This is a genomic window from Exiguobacterium sp. KKBO11 (assembly GCF_001644945.1).
GTDB classification, from domain to species: Bacteria; Bacillota; Bacilli; order Exiguobacteriales; family Exiguobacteriaceae; genus Exiguobacterium_A; species Exiguobacterium_A abrahamii.
On the sequence record NZ_LUCU01000011.1, the window covers coordinates 1,103,849 to 1,128,734 of the forward strand.

At 46.9% G+C, this 24,886-nt stretch carries 23 protein-coding genes; 10 read left to right on the plus strand and 13 right to left on the minus strand.

Annotated elements, in window-relative coordinates; translation table 11 throughout:
• On the minus strand, positions 1 to 441 hold the full coding sequence (locus AYO36_RS05695) for a Na(+)/H(+) antiporter subunit B (protein ID WP_023468539.1): 441 nt from the start codon (positions 439 to 441) through the stop codon (positions 1 to 3).
• On the minus strand, positions 438 to 2,843 hold the full coding sequence (locus AYO36_RS05700) for a Na+/H+ antiporter subunit A (protein ID WP_064299716.1): 2,406 nt from the start codon (positions 2,841 to 2,843) through the stop codon (positions 438 to 440). Before AYO36_RS05700 ends, AYO36_RS05695 begins: the two co-directional genes overlap by 4 nt.
• Positions 2,844 to 3,200: 357 nt before the next feature.
• Between AYO36_RS05700 and AYO36_RS05705 the strand changes: the two genes are divergently transcribed.
• Positions 3,201 to 3,452: a hypothetical protein gene (locus tag AYO36_RS05705; protein WP_029341919.1), complete on the plus strand. Its 252-nt coding sequence runs from the start codon at positions 3,201 to 3,203 to the stop codon at positions 3,450 to 3,452.
• A 40-nt stretch (positions 3,453 to 3,492) separates the two neighbouring features.
• Here the strand turns inward: AYO36_RS05705 and AYO36_RS05710 are convergent, their stop codons facing one another.
• Both AYO36_RS05710 and AYO36_RS05715 read right to left on the minus strand, forming a co-directional pair.
• Positions 3,493 to 3,786 carry a hypothetical protein gene (locus AYO36_RS05710; RefSeq protein ID WP_023468536.1) on the minus strand — a complete coding sequence of 98 codons (294 nt, stop codon included), beginning with the start codon at positions 3,784 to 3,786 and terminating at the stop codon, positions 3,493 to 3,495.
• Between the two features lie 244 nt (positions 3,787 to 4,030).
• A complete protein-coding gene (locus AYO36_RS05715; RefSeq protein ID WP_023468535.1) occupies positions 4,031 to 4,744 on the minus strand; it encodes a YebC/PmpR family DNA-binding transcriptional regulator in 714 nt (237 codons plus the stop codon).
• Between the two features lie 194 nt (positions 4,745 to 4,938).
• Between AYO36_RS05715 and AYO36_RS05720 the strand changes: the two genes are divergently transcribed.
• Positions 4,939 to 6,711, plus strand: a complete 1,773-nt coding sequence (locus tag AYO36_RS05720; RefSeq protein WP_064299717.1) for a glycoside hydrolase family 13 protein — start codon at positions 4,939 to 4,941, stop codon at positions 6,709 to 6,711.
• 51 nt (positions 6,712 to 6,762) lie between these two features.
• On the opposite strand, the gene AYO36_RS05725 is transcribed toward AYO36_RS05720, so the two are convergent.
• The 6 genes from AYO36_RS05725 to AYO36_RS05750 all read right to left on the minus strand — a co-directional run bounded on the left by AYO36_RS05725 (position 6,763) and on the right by AYO36_RS05750 (position 11,480).
• The gene (locus tag AYO36_RS05725; RefSeq protein WP_064299718.1) at positions 6,763 to 7,965 is read right to left on the minus strand and encodes a DUF1015 domain-containing protein; all 1,203 of its coding nucleotides are present in this window, start codon (positions 7,963 to 7,965) and stop codon (positions 6,763 to 6,765) included.
• A 14-nt stretch (positions 7,966 to 7,979) separates the two neighbouring features.
• Complete coding sequence (locus AYO36_RS05730; protein WP_064299719.1) at positions 7,980 to 9,137, minus strand: phosphoglycerate dehydrogenase; 1,158 nt, start codon at positions 9,135 to 9,137, stop codon at positions 7,980 to 7,982.
• Positions 9,138 to 10,202, minus strand: coding sequence for a 3-phosphoserine/phosphohydroxythreonine transaminase (gene serC, locus AYO36_RS05735; protein WP_064299720.1), 1,065 nt, complete (start codon positions 10,200 to 10,202; stop codon positions 9,138 to 9,140). It abuts the gene before it with no gap.
• 124 nt (positions 10,203 to 10,326) lie between these two features.
• Positions 10,327 to 10,692 carry a nuclear transport factor 2 family protein gene (locus AYO36_RS05740; RefSeq protein ID WP_064299721.1) on the minus strand — a complete coding sequence of 122 codons (366 nt, stop codon included), beginning with the start codon at positions 10,690 to 10,692 and terminating at the stop codon, positions 10,327 to 10,329.
• Positions 10,693 to 10,775: 83 nt separating this feature from the next.
• Positions 10,776 to 10,976 (minus strand): cold-shock protein, encoded by a 201-nt coding sequence (locus AYO36_RS05745; RefSeq protein ID WP_023468529.1) that lies wholly within the window; start codon positions 10,974 to 10,976, stop codon positions 10,776 to 10,778.
• Positions 10,977 to 11,219: 243 nt separating this feature from the next.
• Positions 11,220 to 11,480, minus strand: a complete 261-nt coding sequence (locus tag AYO36_RS05750; RefSeq protein WP_064299722.1) for an RNA polymerase sigma factor — start codon at positions 11,478 to 11,480, stop codon at positions 11,220 to 11,222.
• A 144-nt stretch (positions 11,481 to 11,624) separates the two neighbouring features.
• On the opposite strand from AYO36_RS05750, the gene AYO36_RS05755 reads away from it, so the two are divergent.
• From AYO36_RS05755 to egtD, 5 genes are all read left to right on the plus strand, one after another.
• The gene (locus AYO36_RS05755; protein ID WP_064299723.1) at positions 11,625 to 12,182 is read left to right on the plus strand and encodes a GNAT family N-acetyltransferase; all 558 of its coding nucleotides are present in this window, start codon (positions 11,625 to 11,627) and stop codon (positions 12,180 to 12,182) included.
• Positions 12,169 to 12,675: an NUDIX domain-containing protein gene (locus AYO36_RS05760; protein WP_064299724.1), complete on the plus strand. Its 507-nt coding sequence runs from the start codon at positions 12,169 to 12,171 to the stop codon at positions 12,673 to 12,675. Before AYO36_RS05755 ends, AYO36_RS05760 begins: the two co-directional genes overlap by 14 nt.
• A gap of 160 nt (positions 12,676 to 12,835) precedes the next feature.
• Positions 12,836 to 13,819, plus strand: coding sequence for a GMP reductase (guaC, locus tag AYO36_RS05765; protein WP_023468525.1), 984 nt, complete (start codon positions 12,836 to 12,838; stop codon positions 13,817 to 13,819).
• A gap of 124 nt (positions 13,820 to 13,943) precedes the next feature.
• On the plus strand, positions 13,944 to 15,224 hold the full coding sequence (egtB, locus tag AYO36_RS05770; RefSeq protein WP_064299725.1) for an ergothioneine biosynthesis protein EgtB: 1,281 nt from the start codon (positions 13,944 to 13,946) through the stop codon (positions 15,222 to 15,224).
• Positions 15,224 to 16,180, plus strand: a complete 957-nt coding sequence (gene egtD / locus AYO36_RS05775) for an L-histidine N(alpha)-methyltransferase (protein WP_064299726.1) — start codon at positions 15,224 to 15,226, stop codon at positions 16,178 to 16,180. The genes egtB and egtD overlap by 1 nt, the downstream gene beginning before the upstream one ends.
• Before the next feature lie 79 nt (positions 16,181 to 16,259).
• Here the strand turns inward: egtD and AYO36_RS05780 are convergent, their stop codons facing one another.
• Together AYO36_RS05780 and AYO36_RS05785 are read right to left on the minus strand one after the other, a co-directional pair.
• The gene (locus AYO36_RS05780; protein ID WP_029341907.1) at positions 16,260 to 16,583 is read right to left on the minus strand and encodes a hypothetical protein; all 324 of its coding nucleotides are present in this window, start codon (positions 16,581 to 16,583) and stop codon (positions 16,260 to 16,262) included.
• 42 nt (positions 16,584 to 16,625) lie between these two features.
• Entirely contained in the window at positions 16,626 to 17,744 is a 1,119-nt protein-coding gene (locus tag AYO36_RS05785; RefSeq protein WP_064299727.1) for an NAD(P)/FAD-dependent oxidoreductase, read from the minus strand.
• A gap of 284 nt (positions 17,745 to 18,028) precedes the next feature.
• On the opposite strand from AYO36_RS05785, the gene AYO36_RS05790 reads away from it, so the two are divergent.
• From AYO36_RS05790 to AYO36_RS05800, 3 genes are all read left to right on the plus strand, one after another.
• Positions 18,029 to 18,577: a hypothetical protein gene (locus AYO36_RS05790; RefSeq protein WP_023468520.1), complete on the plus strand. Its 549-nt coding sequence runs from the start codon at positions 18,029 to 18,031 to the stop codon at positions 18,575 to 18,577.
• Between the two features lie 488 nt (positions 18,578 to 19,065).
• Positions 19,066 to 20,016 carry a magnesium/cobalt transporter CorA gene (corA, locus tag AYO36_RS05795; protein WP_064299728.1) on the plus strand — a complete coding sequence of 317 codons (951 nt, stop codon included), beginning with the start codon at positions 19,066 to 19,068 and terminating at the stop codon, positions 20,014 to 20,016.
• A gap of 12 nt (positions 20,017 to 20,028) precedes the next feature.
• Entirely contained in the window at positions 20,029 to 20,937 is a 909-nt protein-coding gene (locus AYO36_RS05800; RefSeq protein ID WP_050677213.1) for a LysR family transcriptional regulator, read from the plus strand.
• Between the two features lie 285 nt (positions 20,938 to 21,222).
• Here the strand turns inward: AYO36_RS05800 and AYO36_RS05805 are convergent, their stop codons facing one another.
• Positions 21,223 to 24,810 (minus strand): dynamin family protein, encoded by a 3,588-nt coding sequence (locus AYO36_RS05805; protein ID WP_064299729.1) that lies wholly within the window; start codon positions 24,808 to 24,810, stop codon positions 21,223 to 21,225.
• Between the last annotated feature and the right edge of the window lie 76 nt (positions 24,811 to 24,886).

A 24,886-nucleotide genomic window follows, 5' to 3' on the forward strand; every position in this document is an offset into this window, starting at 1 on the left:
TTAATCACTCTCCCCAATCGTTTGAATAATCGTCATCGTCACACCGACGACAACAAGATAAACACCAAGATCAAACAACATCGCCGTATGAAGTGATGTCTTACCGAATAACGGTAAGTTGAAATAGTCATGTGCATGTGTGAAGAACGGGACGTTAAAGACAAGCGCTCCTGAAGCCGTCAGTACGGCAATCAACATGCCAAGAGCCGTGATCCATTTGTAGTCGAATGGCAAAATCCGGCGTAACGTCTTGATGTCGTAAGCAAGTAAGATCAAGACAAGAGCAGACGCCGTCACAAGACCACCAATGAAACCGCCACCTGGCGTATAGTGTCCAGCAAAGAACAAGTAGACAGCAAACAGGAAGATGATGAACGTGATAAAGGAAGTCGCGGACTCTAAGATGACGTCATTCGTATGCTTTTTTGTCTGCTTTTTCATTTATCCATCCCTCCTGTTCGTCTGAATTTAATCATCGTGTAAATTCCGATTCCGGCAAGTGCGAGAACGGCAATCTCAAACAACGTATCAAAGCCACGAAAGTCGACGAGAATGACGTTGACCATATTACCGCCAGCGGCAAGATCAGCGACATTATCGATGTAATATTTGGCGATTGAAGTAAACGATCGTTGGCTGAGAGAAGCAAGGGCGACGAGTGTCACCGTCAATCCGACGAGTGCTGAAATCAAGGCGTTGCCGAGCTTGAACGGAATGCGTTCTTCTTTCCGACTGATTTCCGGTAAACGATAGAAAACGAGCAGGAATAGAGCGACCGATACTGTCTCGATGACGAGTTGTGTCAAGGCGAGATCTGGCGCTCGGAACAAGACGAAGAACAGAGCGACCGTATAACCGGTCACACCGAGCAAGATGATCGATGTCAGTCGTGAACGCGCAAAGGTGATCGAAAGGGCACTCGAAACGAGAACGAGTGCAAGGATGATCTCATACGCGTCAATCGAGCTGATTGGATCAACTGCGAAGCGGAAGGCATCAAACCCGTATAATGCCGTCAAGATCAAGATGACGATGAATCCGAAGATGTAGACGAGATACGACCGCATGTATCCGGTCATGACCGTATCGTGAATCTTTGTCGAGGTCTGTTCACCACGACGTAATAAAGCGTCATATTGATGATTCAAGGAGACGGCACGAGGCATCCGGTTATAGAGCGATTGCCAGCGTGGCAGTGTTTTATACAAGATGACGCCAGCACTGATGATCACGAGTGTCAGGAATAATTCAGTATTGAATCCATGCCACATTGAAATATGCACATCAATCTTCCCACCCGCATCAACGACTTGCGGTAAGATCGCTTCGACTGCCGGTCGAATCAACGTATCCGATAATAGATTCGGGAAGAGTCCGATGATGACGACGAGCGATACGAGGACGAGAGGTGGAATCAACATTCCAATCGGTGCCTCGTGTGGTGTTTTCGGTAACTTATCGTCTTGACGCTTACCGAAGAATGTTTTGCGGACGATCAAGATGCTATAGACGAATGTAAAGATACTTCCGACGACGGCGAGTACAGGAATGATCCAACCGTAAGACGGTAAGTGGAACAAGTCAGATCCTGAAACTTGAAGTACACCTGTCAAGAACATCTCTTTACTTAAGAACCCGTTGAATGGTGGAATCCCCGCCATCGAAAGCGTCCCGATCATCGCAATCGTCATCGAAATCGGCATGAGTTGCGCAAGACCACCGAGCTTCCGAATATCGCGAGTACCAGTCTCGTGATCGACGATTCCCGCCATCATGAAGAGACTGCCTTTAAACGTCGCATGGTTGATCAGATGGAAGATCGCAGCAACTGTCGCGATTGTATATAATCCGTCATCTAACGCGTCAACGTGCAAGGCGGCGGCTCCAAGTCCAAGTAAGGACATGATTAATCCAAGCTGAGAAATCGTGGAGTAAGCAAGGATTCCTTTCAAATCATGTTGTTTCACCGCATTGAGTGAACCCCAGAATAAGGTGAATATTCCGACAGATGAGACGAGATAGAACCAAAGCGACTCATCCGCAAAAATCGGACTGAAACGAGCGACGAGATACAACCCTGCCTTGACCATCGTTGCCGAGTGCAAGTAGGCACTGACAGGGGTCGGTGCTTCCATCGCATCCGGTAACCAGATGTGGAACGGAAACTGAGCCGATTTCGTGAAGGCAGCTAGCAAGAATAAAACAAGGGCGACCGTAAAGAAAGGTTCACCTTGAATCGATTCAAGTGACGCATACGTCTCACGAATACTTAACGATCCACTGAGTGTAGAGAGAATCGCAATTCCCCCAAGCATCGCTAGTCCACCAAAGACGGTGATCAGCATCGATTTTTGAGCGCCGTAACGAGAACGTTCCCGCTCGTACCAGTAGGCAATCAATAAGAACGACGAAATCGACGTTAATTCCCAGAACAGATAGAGGACGATCATGTTATCAGACAGTACGACCCCAAGCATGGCGGTCATGAACATCAACAGATAGACATAAAATGTTCCGAGTGATTCTTTTTTCGCATCTAGATAAAAAATCGAATAAAGAACGACGAGTGATCCGATTCCTGTGATCAATAGTGCGAACAATAAGCCGAGTCCGTCAAGATACGTGACGAAATCGATACCGAGCGATGGTATCCACGGCATGCGTGCCATAAAGGTCTCACCTGACATCGTACCAGGGAGAAAGCGGCTGAAATACGAAACGAGCAGTACAGGTACGACAAGTACAAACCAACCGGTATGAATGTTCGGAAGGCGTTTCGCTAGAAGCGGAATGAAAAGACTGATCAATATGGGCAGTAAAATAGCCCCGTGCATCACGGACACGAAATTCCCTCCTTTGTGACATCGACGACCAAAAATGAAAAAGGGACGCGAACGCAAGCTGTTGAAGCTCGGAACTGTCCAGTAGAAGACACGATTCATTTTGTTCGTCGAAGATGTTTCTGAATCAAGTATAGCGTACTTTTTTCCTTCTTGCATGACGTGAAGCGTTGAAGCATAAGGGATAGAGCCATTTTTTCTCTTGATTATTAAATATGTAGGAACACGGCAGAAATAGGCTGAAAATTTTTTTGATTTTTTTCAAAAAACACGTGGATCCATGAGAAGAATGATTCAAACTCAAGGAACGCGGGTACATTTATCTAGAGCACAACTAATGACCATAGAGGGGGAACTTTCATGCGAGCAACATTCAAGACAGGTGTTATTTTAGGTGGTCTAGCAGCGATTGCGACAATCGCCTATCAACAATACCAACAACGAAAATCGACTTCAGATGATATTGACCATCGTCCAAGTGTCGACGCGAAACGCGATCCGGCTGAAGTCGGACTGACACAACTGGATTCCATTCATCGGGCAGATTGGCAAGCGAATGGATTCCCACAAACACACGCAGAACTCGAACGCCTCGAGCGAGAAGAAAATTAAAAAAGCACGTCTCTCGAATGAGAGGCGTGTTTTATGGTCATTAAGCACTTGTTGTGACTAGGGCACGTGTACGTTCACTGTGTGCAGTATAAGAAGAGAGATGTTCGAATTGATAAAGCGTTAAGGTCGCTGTGCGACGTTGACCGGTACTCGATTCAAGCATTAAATAAGCTTCATTGAAGTCCGTACCACCACCATCATAGCGGATGTGTGCCGTAATCGTTCGTCCATCTGTTGTCTGCATATAAATATCGTATCCTCCGAAATCAACGCGCTTAAAGCTAGTTGCCTCGCTTACGATGTGTTTGAATGTTTCAATTAAAGAATATGTCATCGTTCGTTCCTCCTTTTATTTCTTCAAAGCAAAATAAGTTATAATTAACTCCGAATATTACTATTCCCATTAAATACAAGAAATAAACATCACAAATGAATCTTTTTTTGTTCTTGTTATGAAACGCGTTTCATACTTTATGATAAAAACAGACGGTGCGTGACCGATTTCGGGCGTTAACCGATACAGAAACTATAATTAAAAAGACAAGGGGATGGTCGTGACCATCCCCTTGTCTTTTTAATTATAGTTCTACGTTATGGTAGACCTGTTGCACATCCTCAAGATCTTCTAGTGCATCGATCATTTTCTCGAATTGGGCGACGTCGTCTTCAGACAACGCGACTTCGTTTTGGGCGAGCATGACGAGTTCGGCAAGTGAAAACTCGGTGATGCCTGCAGCTTTTAATGCTTCCTGCACAGCATGGAACTGTTCCGGCTCAGCGTAGATGATGACAGATTCGTCTTCTTCGAGGATATCGCGCACATCAATATCCGCTTCCATCATCAATTCGAGAACGTCATCCGCAGTTTTACCTTCGAAGGCAAAGATTGCCGTCGCATCGAACATATAAGCGACGGATCCGCTCACGCCCATGTTTCCGCCATTTTTTCCAAATGCAGCACGGACGTCAGAAGCCGTCCGGTTCACGTTGTTCGTCAACGTTTCGACGATGACCATTGAACCGCTTGGACCGAATCCTTCATAACGTAAGACATCGTAGTTTTCTTCCGCTCCACCTTTTGCTTTTTCAATCGCCCGATCGACGATGGCACGTGGCACGTTGTATGTCTTCGCTCGTTCGAGAACGACCTTTAATGCTTGGTTTGATTCTGGATCGGGTTCACCTTGTTTAGCCGCTACATAAATCTCACGACCGAACTTTGCGTAGATCCGACTCGTATTTTTGTCTTTTGATGCTTTTTTTTCCTTGATGTTGTTCCATTTACGACCCATTTCGTATCCACTCTCTTTCCGTAATATCAGAAATCCCTGATTTCCTATGCGTTATCAGTATACCTTAAACTACCTGACAGACTGAACTAAAATGTCGGTGGAACAGTTGAATTTCTACTAAATACGTTTAAGCGATGCGGAAGAAAGGAACTTTACCGATAGAGAAATATCAATTTAAGGGAGAGTGGCAGAATTTGAACCAGGCTGGGGTAGTTCATCGCGCATTATCACCGTTCGTTTATGCTTACGATCAAGAGACGGTCCATATCCGACTCATGACGGCTAAAGGCGATATTGAAAAAGTTGAATTGATATATGGTGATCCGTATGAATGGGAAGCGGAAAAAGAAGAAGACCGAGATTGGAATTTTGATCCGGAGAAAGAAAAATCATGGAAAGTAGAGCGGACGCTGATGCAACACAATGGAAGTGATGCGACGTATGACTATTGGTTCATTGCAATCCGTCCAGAACGGAAGCGGGTACGGTATGGGTTTGAGGTTCATGGCGATACGACAGCCGTATTAACCGAGCGTGGCTGGTATGATGAAGCGCCACTCGATCATCCAGGCTATTATTTTTCAGTGCCATATGTTCATGCGACGGATGTCTTTGATACACCGGATTGGGTGAAGGATACGGTCTGGTATCAAATTTTCCCGGAACGATTTGCGAATGGTGACCGGGCGAATGATCCAGCGGGAACGAAGGAGTGGGGAAGTGAAGCACCGGCTTTTCAGAATTTCTTCGGTGGAGATTTTCAAGGTATCATTGATCACGTCGATCATTTACAACGTCTCGGCGTCACGGGTGTCTACTTCTGTCCAGTCTTTGAGGCACCATCCAATCATAAATACGATACGCTTGATTACTTGAAGCTTGATCCTGCGTTCGGTGACGAGAAAACGTTCCGCAAGATGATCGATGTGCTACATGAGAACGGTATCCGCGTATTACTCGATGCCGTCTTTAATCATATTAGTGAAGAGCACCCAGCATTTCAAGATGTCTTAGAAAAGGGACAAGACTCAAAATACGCCAACTGGTTTACGATTGATTCCTTCCCGGTCGATCCATCGATTCCAAACTATGAAGTGTTTGCATTTGAACGAAACATGCCGAAGTTGAATACTGCCCATCCGGACGTCAAAGACTATTTGCTTCACGTCGGACGTTACTGGGTCGAGGAATTCGGAATTGACGGCTGGCGTCTGGATGTCGCTAGTGAAGTCGATCATGCGTTTTGGCGTGAGTTTCGAAAGGAAGTCCGGGCTGCGAACGGAACATGTTATATCGTCGGTGAATGCTGGACGGATTCACAACCATGGCTCCTCGGCGATCAATTTGATGCCGTCATGAATTATGGTTTGACCGAGAGCTTTTTGACTTGTTTTGCGACGGGCGAGACGAGCGTTCGTGATTTCTCACATGCAGTCAGCCGGAATTTGAACTGGCATTCTCAAAATGTCAACGAAGTAATGTTCAATTTGATTGACTCGCATGATACGCCGCGTGCTCTAACGCGTGCGAAAGGGAATATCGATCGAATGAAATTGCTCTTCACTACACTGTTGACGTTTCCAGGTTCACCCGTCATCTATTATGGTGATGAGATTGGAATGAAGGGTGGGCAAGATCCGGCCAACCGTGCGTGTATGGAATGGGACGAGACGAAGCAGAACCTTGAGTTGTTCGATCACGTTGCGCAGTTGATCGCCCTTCGAAAACAGCATCCGGTTTTAGCAAATGCCGGAACGTATCATTTCCAAAGGATCGATGATACAAGACAAACATATATTGTCGAACGACGTCAGGGCGAACAGGTTTACTTGCTCGTCGTCAACGTCAGTGAAGAGGTACAATCTCTTTCGCTTGAAGGAACGTATGAAAGTCTGTTGGATGGAACGACGTTATCGGGAACTATTCAAGTAGAAGCTGTGTCAGCTCTTCTTTTGCGACACGTATAAGAAAAAGCAAGTCGTGGATATCGCATCCGCGACTTGCTTTTTTGGTGTGCATTACGAATCAAACGGATGGATCAGTAAACCGCTCCGAAGTTTCGGTTCGAACCAAGTCGATTTCGGTGGCATCACTTCTCCGGCATCAGCCACTGCCATTAAATCTTCGATCGAAGTCGGATGCAAGTGAAAAGCGACAGCGGCATGCCCAGAGTCCACGATCTGCTCAAGACCGGCATATCCCTTATGACCACCGACGAACTGGATCCGTGCGTCCGTCCGTGGATCTTCGATACCGAGTAACGGTGTCAACAACTCTTCTTGTAAAATCGAGACGTCGAGATTCGCTTTCGTCCCGATTCGTTCAGATTTGTACGAAAGGGTATACCATTGCCGGTTGAGATACATCTCAATTTGGTGAGACTTCGTTTGTTCAGCGCGTCCTTTTGTAATCGTAAAGCGATGGGCTAATCGCTCGAGGAAGTCAACGACCGATTGACCGTATAAATCTTCGACGACGCGATGGTAACCGAGAATCCGTAATTGATCCTGCGGGAAGGAGACGCCAAGAAAACGTTGGGCTTCCTCCTGGTCCGTCCGACTGGCAGCGATGGCTGCTGCTGCAGCACGATGGTGACCATCAGCGATATAGAGAGCATCGTGACGGGCGAACTGGCTCCCGATCGTCAACAGGTGATTACGATCGGCGATTTTAAAAATTCGATGCGTCACTCCATCGACGGTGAAATCATATACGGGATCGCCAGCAGTGACCGTCGTGACGATTGCTTCGAGTTGTGGATCCGTCTGATGCGCCAGTAAAATCGGTCCCGTATGTGCTTGTAACTGTTCGACGTGTCGGACACGGTCGCGCTCTTTATCTGGACGTGTGAATTCATGTTTACGAATTTGATTCGTCTCATAATCACTGACGGCAACACATCCGACGAAACCGGATTGCGTATGTGTCCCGTCTGACAACTGATAAATGTAATATGTCTCGTCCGTGTCGAGCTGTAAGATACCGTTTGTTTGACTCTCTTCGAAGGCAAGCGCTGCTTGCTGATAAACGCGTGGGTCATCTTCAGCGATCAATGACGGAAGGGTGGCTTCTGCTTTATCGATCCGTAAAAAAGACAGCGGATGACGTCGAATCTCAGAACGTGCTTCTTCGCGCGAATAAACATCATACGGTAAGGCGGCAAATTCTGCCGCATATTTTGAGTCCGGTCGTAACGCCGCAAAAGGTTCGAAAGTTGGCATGGGGTTCACTCCTTTTAAAGTAGACGTGTTTTCAAGACGCCAGGAATCTGATTCAGTCGGTCGAGCGAGATCGATTCGTCCGCATGGTTATCGATATCGATGATTGTATAGGCAATCGCATCTTTACTACCATTGATCATGTTGGCGATATTGATCGACTCTTGTGCTAACACCGAGGCGATTTGACCGACCATGTTCGGAATGTTGTGGTGAGCAATCGTAATCCGTCGTTTTCCAGTAAACGGTAACTCGACAGCTGGAAAATTGACCGCATTGCGGATATTTCCTGTCTCAAGGAACAGACGCAGTTGATCGACCGCCATGATGGCACAGTTTTCTTCCGCTTCACTCGTCGATGCCCCGATATGTGGTAAGGCAATGACTCGGGGGAGGGACAAGATGAAGGCATTCGGGAAATCCGTCACATAGTTCGCCAGGCGACCGGACCGGAGTACGTCGGCTAACGCTTGTTCATCGACGAGTTCGCCACGCGAGAAGTTGAGCAGGGTCGCGCCGTGTTTCATCTTCGAGAGGAGAGACGCATCGAGTAAACCTGTCGTTGCGTCAACGAGCGGCAGGTGCAACGTGATATAGTCACTTGTCGCGAGAAGATCCTCAAGCTGTGTTGCCCGCTGAATCTGATTCGAGACGCGCCAGGCAGACTCAACGGACATGTGTGGATCATAGCCTGTGACGCTCATGCCAAGCTCGTGAAGGGTGTTGGCTAAGTTTGCCCCGATTGCTCCAAGTCCGACGATCCCGATTCGTTTCCCGAGTAACTCCGTTCCGACGAATTGTTTTTTGTTCGCTTCGATCCGCTCTGGAATATCCGGTCCGCGTAAGTTGTTCGTCCAAAGCAGACTCGGTACGAGCTTTCGCGCCGTCAGGAATAAACTACCGATGACGAGTTCCTTGACGGCATTCGCATTAGCACCTGGCGTCGAAAAGACGGGAATCCCGCGGTTCGCGAGTTGATCAAGTGGAATTGTATTGACACCGACACCGGCTCGGGCGACGGCTTTGAGACTATCTGGAAAGCGCATGTCATGCAAATCCTTGCTGCGGACGAGAAAAGCGTCTGGTTGTTCCGTTTCTCGCTGAACGTGATAGTCGTCTGTGAATCGTTTTAATCCTTTGTCCGATAAATCATTCCATAGTTGGATTTGATACATTTAACGTTCCCCCTGTTCAAAACGGTGCATGATGTGAATCAGTGCCGTAACCCCTTCGGTCGGCATCGCGTTGTAGAGACTCGCGCGCATTCCACCAATCGAGCGGTGACCGGCAAGGTTGATTAAATCGTGACGCGCAGCAAAGTTCAAGAACGCAGCGTCTTCCAATTCGCTTCCGGTCGAGAATGGAATGTTCATCCGGCTTCGATCCTTGACGGCTACATGGTTATGAAATAGATCGGATTGATCAATTGCTTCATATAACATGCGCGCTTGTGAGACGTTTCGTGCCGCGATCGTCTCGAGTCCCGTCTCTTCAATCCAATCGAGCACTAATTTCGTCATATAAAGACTAAACGTCGGTGGCGTGTTATAAAGAGATCGCTGTTTTGCATGGATGTCATACCGTAAGTAGGCACCGATCGTGTCAGGAACACGATCAAGCAACTCGTTCTTCACGATGACGACCGTTAAGCCAGCGACACCAAGGTTTTTTTGAGCACCAGCATACAACACATCGAATGACTCGATTGGCAATGATTCAGACAAAATCGATGACGAGACATCAGCGACGAGTGGCACATCGACATGAGGCGGTGTCTGATACGTCGTCCCTTCGAGGGTATTGTTCCAAGTGATGTGCAAATAGTCGGCTGTTGACGTGAACGGACCTTCTGGAATGAAGCGATATCCGTGATTAGCAGAAGAGGCGAGCACTTGGACCGAGGCATACAGTTTGGCATCTGCCATCGCCTTCGTCGACCAGCCACCGGTATCGATGAAATCAATCTGTCCGGTCTTCGTCGCTAGATTTTGCGGTAACATCGTGAACTGAAGGGTAGCTCCCCCTTGAAGAAACAATACGGAGTACGTATCGGGAATCGACATCAGTCTCCGTAAGGATTGTTCAGCCGCATCTCGAATCGATTCGAAGATTGGCGAACGATGACTCATTTCAAGAACGGATTGTCCTGAATTTTCATAATCGAGTAGCTCGGATTGAGCCTTCAATAGGACCGGGGCAGGAAGGACTGCTGGACCGGCAGAGAAGTTATAAACCGTCATGAGGAACACTCCTTCTTGAATTTTCAGAAAATATGTACCCCTCAAGTGTAACGGAATGAAAAATGAGAAGCAATTCCAACTGACGATGAATGGAAAATGAAAATAAAAACATCACTTGAATCCGTTACGACGGATCAAGAGATGTCAATTGACCAAAATGCCATTTCCAACCATCTGACGTAGCACGATAGATGGACACGATCCGGAAACGACCAACGTATTGAGTTGTCCCGTATTCAAATCGGTCTTCTGTCAAACTATACTGGATTGCCGTATCTTCGAAATGATCAATGTATGAAAAATCATCGGTCCGGGATAACCAGCGGATGTTTGCAGGATCCACGTAATGATCGAGGTAGGTCTCGGCATCAAATGACCGCCCTAACGCATCGATGAACGTAAATTCGGGAGATAATAGAGGCGAGACTTGTGTTAGGTCGCCTTTTAGCATAGCCTCTTGAAGGTGTTGCATCGTTTGTTCAAGTGTCATATTACATCTCCTTTCTTCCTGAATCGCTAGTGTAGCATATATAAACAAAAAAAAGACCCTGCGTGAGCAGGGTCTAAAAGAAATTAAAGTTTTACAACGTTAGTTGCTTGTGGTCCACGTTGACCTTCTTCAACTTCGAAAGAAACCTCTTGACCTTCGTCAAGTGATTTGAAACCTTCAGATTGGATTGCTGAGAAGTGTACGAATACGTCGTCTCCGCTTTCGCGCTCGATGAAGCCGAATCCTTTTTCTGCGTTAAACCATTTTACTTTACCTTGTTCCATGTGTATTGCCTCCTGCGTGTGACTGGCACACTGATTATTACTACCGTGATCAATTTCATCGAATATAAAGTGAAACACTTCGTATCTCCACCGAACAACAATAATTACTTAATAATATAGCATGCCTGAATCGAAAAAGAAAGGACAAAACAAAAAAAGAACAAACGAAGCTGTTCTTCTCTGAATAAAGCATGCAATTAAAGGGTTCATTCTACTTGTGTCGAAAGAGTATAACTGATTCTTTCAACGAGTCGGAATATGTTCTCTTTTATTACTGAGATGTCGTAATGTATGCAAAATGAATCCTTGGAAGTTCGGATAACGTGTCGGTTGTTCCCAAACGGTACGAAACAATTGCGTCATCGCAGCATGAATGAGTTCATCCTCGACTTGTGTGCGACGGAATAGAAGAAAGAGTGTTTTTTCGTAACGATCGTATAATCGTTCTAACGCGACGGAATCGCGTTGTTTGATTTGATTGAGCAAATCAATGTCTGAATACATAGGTCACTCCTTCTTCGACAGTTTTCTCTATAGTATGCTGTCACTGTAATGTAATGAAACTATTATGTAGATTCCCGCTATATGAATTATGAAACACCCAAACTTCTTGAACTAAAGATAATAATGGAAATGGAGGAACGTTATATGCTTCCTATATACATTCGCCCGTACATCTTGGAGGATGCAGCGGCGATCCTTGAGGTGAATTTGCGAAACCGTGATCACTTTGAATACTGGATGCCAATCAAGCCGTCACCAGAACAATACACGATAGAAGGGCAACGTGAACGGATTCATCGTCATCAAGAGTTAATGCGTCAAGATGCTTATTATGCGTATGGTGTTTTTTTATCCGAGACGGACCAGTTGATTGGGGATGTTTCGGCGATGTTCGTTCAACGTGGACCAGCGGAGACGTGCATGATTGGCTACCAGTTGGATGCCGCCTTTTCAGGACGAGGATATATGGCACAGGCGGTCGGATTGTTCGTGGATCATTTATTTGATGTCCACCAGTTCCACCGGATCCGTGCTGAAGTCATGCCAGAGAATATCGGCTCGATCCGTGTCCTTGAGAAAGTTGGATTTCGCCAAGAAGGAATCGCGAAACAAAATCTCTTCATCAACGATGCCTGGGAAGACTTTATTTTGTTTGCCCTATTAAAAGAAGACCGAAAGGAGTCACGTCATGCCAATCTCTAATTATTATGCCAATCTGCGCCAACTTGTCGGAACGCAGCGTCTTTTTACACCATGCGTCGCAGCAATCATTCGAAACGAAGCAGGTCACATCCTCTTTCAGGATCCAGGAGGTCCGTTTTGGAGTTTGCCTGCTGGAGCGATTGAACTGGGGGAATCACCGGCACAGGCAGTCATTCGCGAAGTCTATGAAGAGACGGGTCTATTCGTCCGACCGGTCCGTCTGATTGCGACCTTCGGTGGAGAGTCGTTTCGTTTGACGTACCCGGACGGAAACGAAGTTGAATATGTAGCGACGGTATTCGAGTGTAAGGTAGTCGGCGGAACGCTCGAAGCCATCGATGGCGAATCAAAGCAACTGGCGTATTTTCCGAAACAGGATCGTCCTCCTTTAGCACTGCCTTATCCTGATCACGTGTTTGAAGCATCCGAAGCAACGAGCTATTTTGACTGGGAAGAGCACTGGTTGACAGATTTACAACGGAAAAACCGTTAAAAACCGAACATTTAATTACTGATAACTGAATAAAGTTCTTGAAAAACCTTGAAAATGCGAAAATTTCTTTGACACTATGAGGACAGTTCGTTATAGTAGTCAAGGAGCGAATGATTATCGCCAATATATTAAAAAATATTCGTAATTAGAGGTGTTATTCATGGATGTAGTATTCGATTATGAAGATATTCAATTAATTCCAGCAAAATCAATCGTTGGTAGTCGTTCGGAATGTGATACGTCAGTCGAGTTCGGTGGTAGACGTTTCAAGCTTCCGGTCGTACCGGCAAACATGCAAACGATCATTGATGAATCGATTGCTTTGTTCTTAGCGGAAGGCGATTATTTTTATATCATGCATCGATTCGAACCGGCTCGTCGTTTGGCATTCGTACGCATGATGCAAGAACGTCAACTGTTCGCTTCAATTAGCGTCGGTGTCAAGGAAGAGGAATATCAGCTGATCGAACAGCTTGCGGCAGAGGGCCTAACTCCTGAATACATCACGATTGATATCGCACACGGTCATTCGGAAGCCGTCATTCAGATGATTCGTCACATCAAGTCGCTTCTACCAGCAAGTTTCGTCATCGCGGGTAACGTTGGTACGCCAGAAGCGGTGCGCGAACTTGAGAATGCGGGAGCCGACGCAACAAAAGTCGGGATCGGACCAGGTAAAGTGTGTATTACGAAGATTAAGACAGGATTCGGTACAGGTGGTTGGCAACTTGCGGCACTTCGTTGGTGTGCAAAAGCAGCAAGTAAACCGATCATCGCTGATGGCGGGATTCGGACGCATGGCGATATCGCGAAGTCGGTTCGGTTCGGTGCTTCGATGGTCATGATCGGTTCACTCTTCGCAGGGCACGAGGAATCGCCTGGTGAGACGCATGAAGTAGATGGGGTGCTCGTCAAGGAATACTTCGGTTCTGCTTCTGAGTTCCAAAAAGGGGAACGCAAGAACGTCGAAGGAAAGAAGATGTTCGTCGAGCATAAAGGAAGCCTGGCGGATACGTTGATCGAGATGGAGCAAGATTTACAATCGGCAATTTCGTATGCTGGTGGAAATAAATTGCAGGCGATTCGGACGGTCGACTACGTCGTCGTCAAGAACTCGATCTTCAACGGCGATAAAGTATATTAAAGTGATCAGTTCGCTCTTAACGGAGCGGACTTTTTTTTGTTTCTTTAGCATAACTCTTCCATAGGAGGGGTATACATCAAATGGACCAAAAGATTCGGAATATTTTGGATAGGTAGTGATTGACATGCTATTTGAAACGACATCGTACTTAATCGAAAAATTTGCCACTGTTCGTAACCAAACAATTGCCTTGATTGAACCGCTCGAAGCAGAAGACTTCATCATTCAAGCGAGTTCGGACGTGAGTCCGCCGAAATGGCATATCGCCCATACGACTTGGTTTTTTGAACGAATGATACTACAAGAATATAGTGAAGGCTATCGCGTCTTCCATCCTAAGTACAATTATCTGTTCAATTCGTACTACAACTCGATTGGTGCTTACCAGCCTCGTCAACAACGAGGGATGTTATCACGTCCGACCGTCGAGGACATCATTGCTTACCGGGCATATGTCGATGGACAAATGGTCGAGTTTTTGAAGGAAGAACGGACTCCAGAAGACCAACGAAAAATCGAAACATTAGTCGAGATGGGACTACAACACGAGCAACAACATCAGGAATTGATCTTGATGGACGTGAAGTATAACTTTTTCACGAATCCACTGTTACCTGCTTATCAGTCAAAGTCGCTGGCAACAGATGTGCCTGAAAATGCAGTCAAGGAAACATCGTTTATCCAATTCGAGGAAGGACTCGTCGAGATCGGTCATACAGGAGACGGTTTTGCGTTTGACAACGAGAGTCCACGTCATAAAACGTGGTTACATCCGTTTGAATTAGCGACGCGTCCTGTCACGAACGGTGAGTATTTGGCGTTCATTGAAGCAGGGGGCTATCAAAAATCAGAGTACTGGCTATCGGATGGGTACGCGACGGTTCAAAAAGAAGGATGGAAAGCACCGTTATATTGGATGAAGGATGACGCGGGAGAGTGGACGATCTTTACGATGAACGGTGTCGAACCACTTCGTCTCGATGAACCGGTCTGTCATGTCAGCTTTTACGAGGCGGATGCCTATAGCCGTTATCAAGGGAAACGCTTACCGACGGAAGCGGAGTGGGAGTGGGCTTCTCGTCAAGTCGATTCCGTTACGAAGCGTAATATGATGGGAAGCGGAACATTCCATCCGGTAGCCGTCGAAGAGTCAGAGACAACGCTTGCGAGCATGTTCGGAAACGTCTGGGAGTGGACGTCGAGCGCTTATAGTTCATATCCAGGCAGTAAACCACTCGAGGGAGCGCTCGGGGAATACAACGCGAAGTTCATGTGTAATCAAATGGTACTGCGTGGGGGAGCGTGCGTGACGCCTGACGATCATATTCGCGAGACGTACCGCAACTTCTTCCCTCCAGATAAACGCTGGTTATTTGGCGGCTTCCGATTGGCGGGTGACATGTGATGCGGGAAACGGTCATTGGCTACGATTTATATACTCCGCAACAAAACATGCGTTTAGAAGTCATCGAAGGTCTGATGCGAGAACAAAAGGTCTTACCAGCAAAATATTTTTATGATCATATCGGATCCCAGTTGTTCGAACAGATTACGCAACAACCGGAATATTATCCGACACGGACGGAGCTCGCCATCTTGGAGCAGCATCGAGCGGAGATCGCACGAAGTATCGGCGATGTGCATACACTGATTGAATATGGAAGTGGAAGCAGTCGTAAAATCCAGATGTTACTGGAGACATTTACACATCTAGACACGTACATGCCCATTGATATCTCAAAAGATTTCCTAATGGAATCTGCACGCCAATTGTCGGAACGGTATCCTGCGCTGCATATTAAAGCGGTCTGTGGGGATTACTCACAATCGATTTCCTTACCGGTCGAGGAGGCTCAAAAACGAGTCATCTTTTTCCCGGGATCGACGATCGGAAACTTTGAGCCGGAGGAAGCGATGCGCTTCTTACGTCATTCCTCACGAATTCTTGAAACGGGCGATGGATTCTTGATCGGCGTCGATCTGAAAAAGTCTGTTGATGTGCTTGAACGGGCTTATAACGATGTAGCCGGCGTCACAGCGGCATTCAATTTGAACATGTTGACGCATTTGAATCAGATGCTAGAGGGAACGTTTAATGTGACGCGATTCGAACATCATGCTTTTTATAATGAGGAAAAAGGACGAATCGAAATGCATCTTCGGAGTCAACTCGATCAACTCGTACAAGTCGGAGATGTGACGGTTCCGTTTAAACAAGGGGAAACAATTCATACGGAAAACTCCTATAAATACAGTAAAGAAGAGTTTGAGACACTCGCCCTTAAAAGTGGTTTTCATCCAGTCAATTGCTGGATCGATGACGATGAACGATTCAGCGTGCATTATTTAGAAAAAATGTAACGGCACATCTGAAAACACTCCCACATGTAAGCTTCCGTTACGAAGCGACACAGGGGAGTGTTTTTCTAAATGATATGCCTTATTCGACACGTGCTCCTTCCGGAATCGGATGTTCCGGTACGACGAGAATCGGCATCCATTGTTCCGAGCGACCGATCTCAAGCACCCGACCGGACTCTTCAGGCGTACGACCGGGTATATTGAGTACAGCAATCGCTTGTTTTCCAAGCAATTCATGGACATCGGGTCGCAGTGATTCCCACTCGAGTGAGAATAAACGCGTAAATCCGTCGAATTGTAGTTCAAGCTGAATTGAGCCATCGGTAAGATCCGAAAGCGACTGGATTGTACCAACACGTATATCTAAAGCATCGAATAATTCAAGAGGAACGATTGGTTTCATGGACAATGGTGTACTTCCTTTCAAAGTGAAGCATAGAGTTGGTCAGGAATCGAGAGAAACGTAGGTCGGCTCATAAGTCGTCCATTCGATATCAGGCGCTTGATGACGTGCAAGCTTCGCTAATTGGCTACCGAGATATGGTCCGATCGTCAAACCGGATGCACCAAGTCCGTTCGCTAGGAACACGTTCGGATGATTTTGAAGCGGTCCAATCACCGGCAGGGAGTTTTTCGTATACGGGCGTAAGCCGATACGCAGTTCATCAATCGTCGTTTCTTCGAGACGCGGTAAGACAGGTAAAGCTCGATTCAATAAGGCATACATCCCCTTAACGGTTGGTTTCAAGTCGTAGTCGGTCTGTTTTTCGTGTGTTGAACCAACGATCAATTTCCCTTCGTGGATGGAGACGAGATATAATCCGCGTTGTCCCATGACGACGGGCCATGTCGTTGATGTAGAATCCGTCAAATCGAGTTGCAGGATCTGTCCCTTCTCCGGATGCAAATCGATTTTAAGCTCAAGTGGACGGAGTAGGTCATTTAACCAGACGCCCGCCGTTAAAATGAACTGTTCTGCCGAGTACTGTTCATTTTCCATGGTTATACCGGTGACGACTCCCTTGTCTACGATAAGAGAAGCATCTCCTTCTAGGACGGTCGCACCGTGTTCGACAGCGCCACGAATCAGTGCAGCACACAAGGCACGTCCGTCAACGCGGGCACCACCGGAAACGAATAAGGCATCTTCGATCTGTTCGACGAGTGGAAAGAGCGTTTTGACACGATCTTGGTCCAGTCGTTCGATACGTTCGATGGCAGGTGCTTCCGGAAAACGGTTTTGCGCAATCGTCTCCATCTTTTCGATTTTTGATGTTTCGTGTAAGGCGATCGTGCCAACTTGCTGATAACCCGTACTCGTCTCACCGAGTGCTTCGAGTTCAGGAATCAATGTCTTGTAAAAATGAGCCCCGTTATTCGCTAATTGGTACCATGCCTTATTTCGTCGCTGTGTCATCCATGGACAGATAATGCCGGCTGCCGCATGAGAGGCTCGACCGGGTTCCTTCCGATCGACGAGTAAGACGCGTTCACCAGCCTTCGATAAATGATAGGCAGTCGAGGCACCGAGAATGCCGGCGCCAATGATGATATGGGTGTACATGAAAGATTCAACTCGATTCTGTTCAATTGGAATATCTTTTATTGTAGCAGTAGAAGATCCGGACGACTAGCAAGAGCGGGTTTCCAATCTGTAGCACATCGAATGATGGGAAATGATGGGGAAAGTGAACCATTTAGCGCGTCATGACGTATACTAAATATACAGTTTCTAAAAACTGTGAATTAGACGATTAGAAACAGCTGAATTCGGAAACATACCCTTATAGGCATCATGTCCTGTCATCATCGACTTTGAAACGGTCCATCATGAAGGAGGGGAAGGCAATGAATATGAGTCAAGCCATCGTACGCAGACGCTACACGGATCATACTTTATTTTATTCCGCCATCCTAATCTGGAAATTGCTATTCTTCCTGCCACTGCTCATGTTCGTCAACAGCGGCACGGACCATGTGTTTCAAATGTACTTCGTACCGTACCTCACGGTCATCTTCCTATTTCGTGTGATGACCTACTTTGCGACCTATAAAGCATCTTTCATGGAGATGACAGAAATGGGTCTCTCGTTATCCTTGCTGATCGCAGATGTATATTTGATTGCGTTGTTCGACATTCCACTTCCGTTTGCTTTAATTATCCTTGCGCTCGCTTTACTCCACTTCAGTGCGGCATTCAGTCGTTTTCGTTGGTTCCGCCGTCGTCTTTGGTTAAATCGGCATCTTGAAATCCTCAATTATTTGACGGATCACGGTGAAGTACCCATTAAAATCGCCGTCATGGCAGAAGATGAAATGCTTGTGACGACGAAGAGTGGAAAAGAGTTTACGTATCGTCAGGTTTATTGGAGCGGATTTTATATTGAACATGGTTGATTGCTATATGAAACGGATTTCTCTTCGGTGAAATCTTTTGAGACTGAAGACAAGTGCAATTGTTCTCTAACGAGAAGGATTGCGCTTTTTTTGTTCGTCTCGTATCGTTTTCCTGGGACAAGCATCGCGCCGCTTCGCTTCGCTGCAGGGTCGCTCTTGCTTGTTTTTCCCTAGGAAGCGATGACGAGTGAACAAAACGCTTCTCTGATCTTTCTTCCGTGGATAAAAAAGAATGACGCGTCATACGCCACTCCTACAGGAAAAAGTGCGATTTTGCGCTGTCAGAGACAAACAAGACCCGTTTTCCTGCTCGAATGGAGCTGGAAAACTGGCTTGTGTCTCGCCTGAGGAAAGGGCGTGAAAAGGTGTGTCATTATTTGAGTCAGTTCATTTGTCTACAATCTGAAAGGATTTCTCTTCGGAGGAATCCTTTTTTGTTGCATGTGAAAAAATGTAGTACGCTTACATAGGGAAAGGGGGAGAAAAAGTTGATTCGTTGTATACTGATCGATGCGAATGACACAATCATTTTGACCGATGATGTAAGTCGGATACAGGAATCGGGCATCACACGTTATTTCGTTGATTTTGATCAACCGACAGATGCAGAAAAGCAAAAATTGATTGAGGTCTTTGATTTTCATCCACTGGCGATTGAAGATTGTTTTCATTACTTACAACGTCCGAAGCTTGAATATTATACAGAACATAGCTTTTTTGTCCTTCATGCGCTCGATGAAGGAACGTTGACGAGTCGTGAAATCAATTTGTTCGCAAGTGATCGGCATCTCGTTAGCTACCATGAGCAATCTTCACCAGAAATTGATATCGTGTTTGAACAGTGTAGCCAACGCCTCGACAAACAAGAAACAGTCGACCTCGTACATAAAATCATGGATAAGATCGTCGACGGGTATTTTCCGATCGTTCATGCGACGGAAGATGAATTGTTTGCTCTTGAGGAACGCTACCGAACGCGTGGCAATGATCGTCGGTTGATGGAGGAGATTTTCGAACTACGCGCGCGGTTACTTCGAATCTCGCGGACGGTCATGCCGATGCGGGACTTATTGTACCGTGTCGTCGAATCGAAGCGGTTATCGATTCATCCGAAGAAACAGGCATTCTTTCGCGATCTATACGATCACTTATTGAAATTATCGGAAATGATCGAATACAATCGATTGATGACGTCTGAGTTTCGGGATAATTTCATCTCTCTCAACTCGTACCGGATGAATAGTATCATGAAGACATTGACGATCTTCACGACGATTTTCATGCCGTTGACGTTCATCGCAGGTATATATGGCATGAACTTCAAACACATGCCAGAACTGACGACCCGGTATGGTTATTTCGTAACGTTAGGGGCAATGGGACTCCTCGCTTTAGGAATGATTCTGTTCTTCAAAAAAAATCGCTGGTTTGATGAATAAGGGGGGATGTAAGTGGATATTCGACAATTGCTCTTTTTTACGACGATCGTCGAGCAAGGCTATAATTTAACGCGTGCTTCGAAGCACTTGTCAATCTCGCAACCGGCGCTTAGTCAGATGATCCGCGACTTCGAACAGCTGGAGCAAGTAGAACTGTTCATTCGAAAGCACGGACGGTTGACAGGATTATCGGAAACGGGACGTCAATTGTATGAGGATGCGAAGATCGTTCTGACACGTCATCAAGCATTGATGGGTCATCTGCGTGAGCGTTCGAACGTCGTCCGAGGAAAGGTCCGTCTCGGCATCCCACCCGTCATATTACCAGTTTTATTTTCGCAGTTGATTCCGAAGTTCATGGCGGAACATCCAGGCATCGAACTCGAAATCATCGAAGAGGGGGCGTTTGAACTCAAGCGTCGACTGTTACTTGAAGAACTCGACTTGGCCATATTGATTGAACCGGGCGAATCCTATGGTATCGAACGTTTTCGATTGATCGAAGATGAGGTCGTCGTCGCCGTGCGTCCGAATCACCCGTTTCAAGCCAAAGAAGCGTTATCGTATCGTGATATCGGAAATGAACCACTTGTCATCTTGAACGATCGATTCATGTTACATCATCAAATACTATCGGAGTTTCGTAAAGTGCAGCAAGAGCCGAATATCTTCTTCATGTCAGGGGCATGGGACTTGTTGATCGGGATGGTCCAAGAACTTGACGTCATCTCAATCCTACCGGAGCCGATACTACGGTTTCATCATGCGGATGACATTAAAATCATCCCGTTCGATCCACCGATGTTATGGGATGTCTCGTTGAACCGACTCGTCGGGACGGAATTACGTCCTGTTGTCCGGCACGTCCACCAATACATCGTCCACTATTTTCAGTCGTATTGGCCAACGCCATCGCGTTAACGAGAAGGCAATCAAAAAGGGGACTGACTCAAAAAAAGAATGATTCGTCTATTCACGCCCTTTCCTCAGGCGAGACAAACAAGCCCGTTTTCATGCTGGAATGAAGCAGGAAAACGGGCTTGTTTGTCTCTGACAGCGCAAAAATGCGCTTTTTCCTGTAGGAGTGGCGTGTGACGGGTCATTCTATTTTTACAAGATAAGGGTGGCAGATCATAATTCTGCCACCCTTATCTTTGTAGAGACTGACTGTTGGGTCAGCCTCTTTTACGTTGGAGCGATCGTGTTTCAAGAAGTGACGTGTTGCGTCAGACTGCGAATCTGCTTTGCTGCTTGTTTATAAGGAGTCAGCGTCTCTTGTGCCTGTAACGTCGCGCGTTCACTCTCAAGTTGCTCGAGTGTTTGACGTAACAGGTGCTCTGAAACGGCGGTCAAAGAAACATCCAGATGTGCCGTCGCGACTGCCAGCAAGCGTTCTTCTTGAGTGGCAGTGTACGCGAGTGCTTCTTGTTTGGTTAACGTCGCCAGCTCTTCCTTCAACTGCTCCTTCTCATTTTTCTCGAAGAAGGCTTTCGCATTCCGGAAATGACGTTTGACGCCGATATAAGGCGTTGCATCTTCGAAGGGCCCGTCGAATGTCATTTCGTTTAATCGAGAGACCGTAACAGGCGCGAGCTGGAAGGATTCGTTCCATTGCTCTAGCAACTGTTGCTCCTCTTGTTGACGCCGGATCATGGCCGCTTCGAGCCATTGGTCGACACGGAAATGCGTAACCCGGAGCTCTTGTTCAAAATCGAACCGAAGGAACGTCAACAGTTCCGTTAACGCATCCTGTAATGCCACTCCTTTGCCAGTTTGAGCAAAACGAACAGGGTTATAGGCTTCCTTGAAAAAGTCAGGGAAACGGTAATAAATGCGTTGTACGACATGGTGCAACAGCTCATGGATCTCTGCTTTGAGTGCAGGTTCGATCACAGCGGCGCGATTGTCTTCGAAACGATCCGTGACCTGCTGTTCTAGAGTAGACAGCTCAGCCAACCGTTCTTCTTTTCGCAACAGATTCGCTTCAGTCGCAGCGATAAATCGTTCGAGTCGCTGGACGGTCTTTTCCGTCTGCTCAGACAACGAGACTTTGGCAAGACCGGTCAAGTCCTCTGCAAGGAAGTGATGGAATGCCTCCTCGAATTCGGGTAGACCGGAAGTTGAATCCGATCGCTCTTGTTGCTTTTCGGTGAGTCCTTGTAAGCTCGAGACTCCATAGAGTCGGGGCGACCGAATCCCGAAGCGTTGCAATTCCGTCGCGACATAGTTCAAGACATCTTGACGTTCGCTATCTGAAGCAGCGAGATCAATCGCATTGACGAGGAAGAACATCTTATCGAGTTCGAATGCGTCTTTGACACGACCGAGTTGAATCAAGAATTCACGGTCAGCGCGGGCGAAGGCATGATTGAAGTACGTGACGAACAAGATCGCATCCGCGTTCTTGATGTAATCAAAAGCGACATCAGTATGACGGGCATTGATTGAATCTGCTCCTGGCGTATCGACGAGCGTCACGCCGAGACGTGTTAACGGACTATCGTAATAGAAATCGATGACATCTACGAAACAGCTTCGTTCTTCCTGCGCGACATACAGTTTAAATGCGTCTTGATCGACCGTCTGAGCGGTACCGATGAAGGATTGAACGGCAGGGAATCCTTTCAAGAAAGCACGCAAGAACGGGTCCGTCAGTGACGCGGCACGTGATAAGAGCGTATCGTATGCCTGTTTCGTTGACTCGAATGTCATCGTTCCGACCATCGCTTCATTTAAGTCCTCGAGCATCGCTGCTTCCGACTTGAACGTGACTTCTGCCACGCCGTGCGGGTGTGCAGCGTCAACAGGGTGAATCCGGTTGATCGATGCGGTCGTCGGATTCGGAGAGACCGGGAGGACCTTGTCTCCGAGTAAGGCATTGCAAAACGACGATTTCCCAGCACTGAAGGCACCGAATAAGGCAATCGTGAACGATTGATGTGTCAGTCGGTCCAATTTGTCATTCAAATAAGCGACAGCATCTTCAAAACCTTGAAGACCATTTAGATGCTGACGGATTTGAGCGACGTCTTCCGGTGCATAACGGACGGCTTGTTGCTCACTGATCGTCGTCGCAACTTCAAACGCAGTAGTTTCTGTCACCGATTCATACCCGGTAAAGGAAACGATCGCCGCTTCTTGCTGAATCAATTGCTCCTCCCAAACTGAGACTTGCGTCCGAGCCCGTTCGAGTTGTTGGTCAGATGGATTGGCAACGTCATGCTCATATCGCTCGAGTGCTACGGTAGCCTGTTGCCATGCTTGAACGCTATTCCATTTATGCTGTAGTGACGTCTGTTGTTGCAATAGTTCAGCTTGTTCTTTCGGGAAAGTTGCCGTCAACTCTTGACGAACAAGCTCACGCCACGCGTTCGTTTCCTTGACGAACCACGCTTGTGTCTGTTCGGCGACACGATTCGTGAACTGGAGCACTGATTCACCTGTGATCGTAATACCGGTTGGCAAGGCACTTTCGAGTACGGAAAGCGGTGGGTCGAGTGATAGCTGATCGATTGCGACGATATGCGTATCCTGCAGGAGACCAAGGTCACGTAATGATTGTTTCATCAAGTTACGTAAATGAAGCGAAATTTCGGAAGCGGTCACTGTCTGATAGGCACGGAGCACGTCTTGTGCGATCTCTGCTTGAGCCGCTTCCGTTTTTTTCGCGCTACGGAATAATCCAACCTTGAAATCACGCTGACGTGACTCGAGGAAACGGCGCATCTTCTCGCGTAACTCAAATGGCATCAATGTCGCATTTTTCAAGAGTTGATCCCGATGAAGCGAAAACGTCTGTACCCAGCGGTCCGGTTGGCGTGCTTCTAATTGTTGCGAGACACGCGTTAATTCGGTTTCGATTTTCGCCGGATCCCGTCGTTCAGCGTCATTCAATTGCTCAGCCATCGTCTCGTGTGTTTCTGAGACGAGACGTGTGAGATAACGTGTATGCTCCTGGTGAAGACTTTCGAGTGTCAAAGCGGCAGAAGTCAACAACTTCGGTTGAGCGTCCCGAATGCTTTGTTTGACGAGCTGTTCGACTTCCGTGAAATCGTTATGCGGATGGGCTGGGTCCCGTAGGCTCGTAAAGAAGATTCCTTTCGGCACGACACCGTGTTCAGCGAAGGACGCATGAACCGAGCGGCGGAAAGCGTCGAATGATAGTTCATCGTTACGATGTTTATCGATTTGATTGACGATTAAATATAATTCCGGCACGGCAGCTTGTAATTCATCCGTCACCATGAAGTTCAATTCGGATTGAACATGATTGTAGTCCATGACGTAAAACAAGATGTCAGCCAAGTGAAGGGCAGACTCCGTTGATACCCGGTGGGCATCATCGACCGAGTCGACGCCTGGCGTATCCATTAAGACGAGACCAGGAGGCAGCGCGGACGCGGCATGCGTCAAATCGATTTGTCGGACATCACCACTTTTCCCAAGCGATTGAAGATGCTCCTCTTGCTCTGTTGCTGTCAGACGAACAGACGGTTGTTCATGAAAGTGAACGATTGCTGAATCCGTCTCACCTTGCTGAAGTGTCACGATGTTTGCACTCGTCGGAATCGGACTCGTCGGTAAGACCGATTCACCCGTCAAGGCGTTGATCATGCTCGACTTTCCAGCCGAGAAATGACCAGCAAACGCAATCGTGAACTCTCGTTTTAATAGTTTGCTAGCAAATTTATCTAGTTTATCTAAACGGAGTTGATCCGTTGAAGGTTGAATCAATGTGGCGAGTGAAGCCGTCGCCTCGAGTTGGTTCGATAATCGTTCCTCAAATGAGCGCATGCAGTGAAACCCCTTTCTTTCAGTCATCGTCCAGTGTATCACGATTTTTTCCGTTTCGTCATCCTTCCGCAAACGA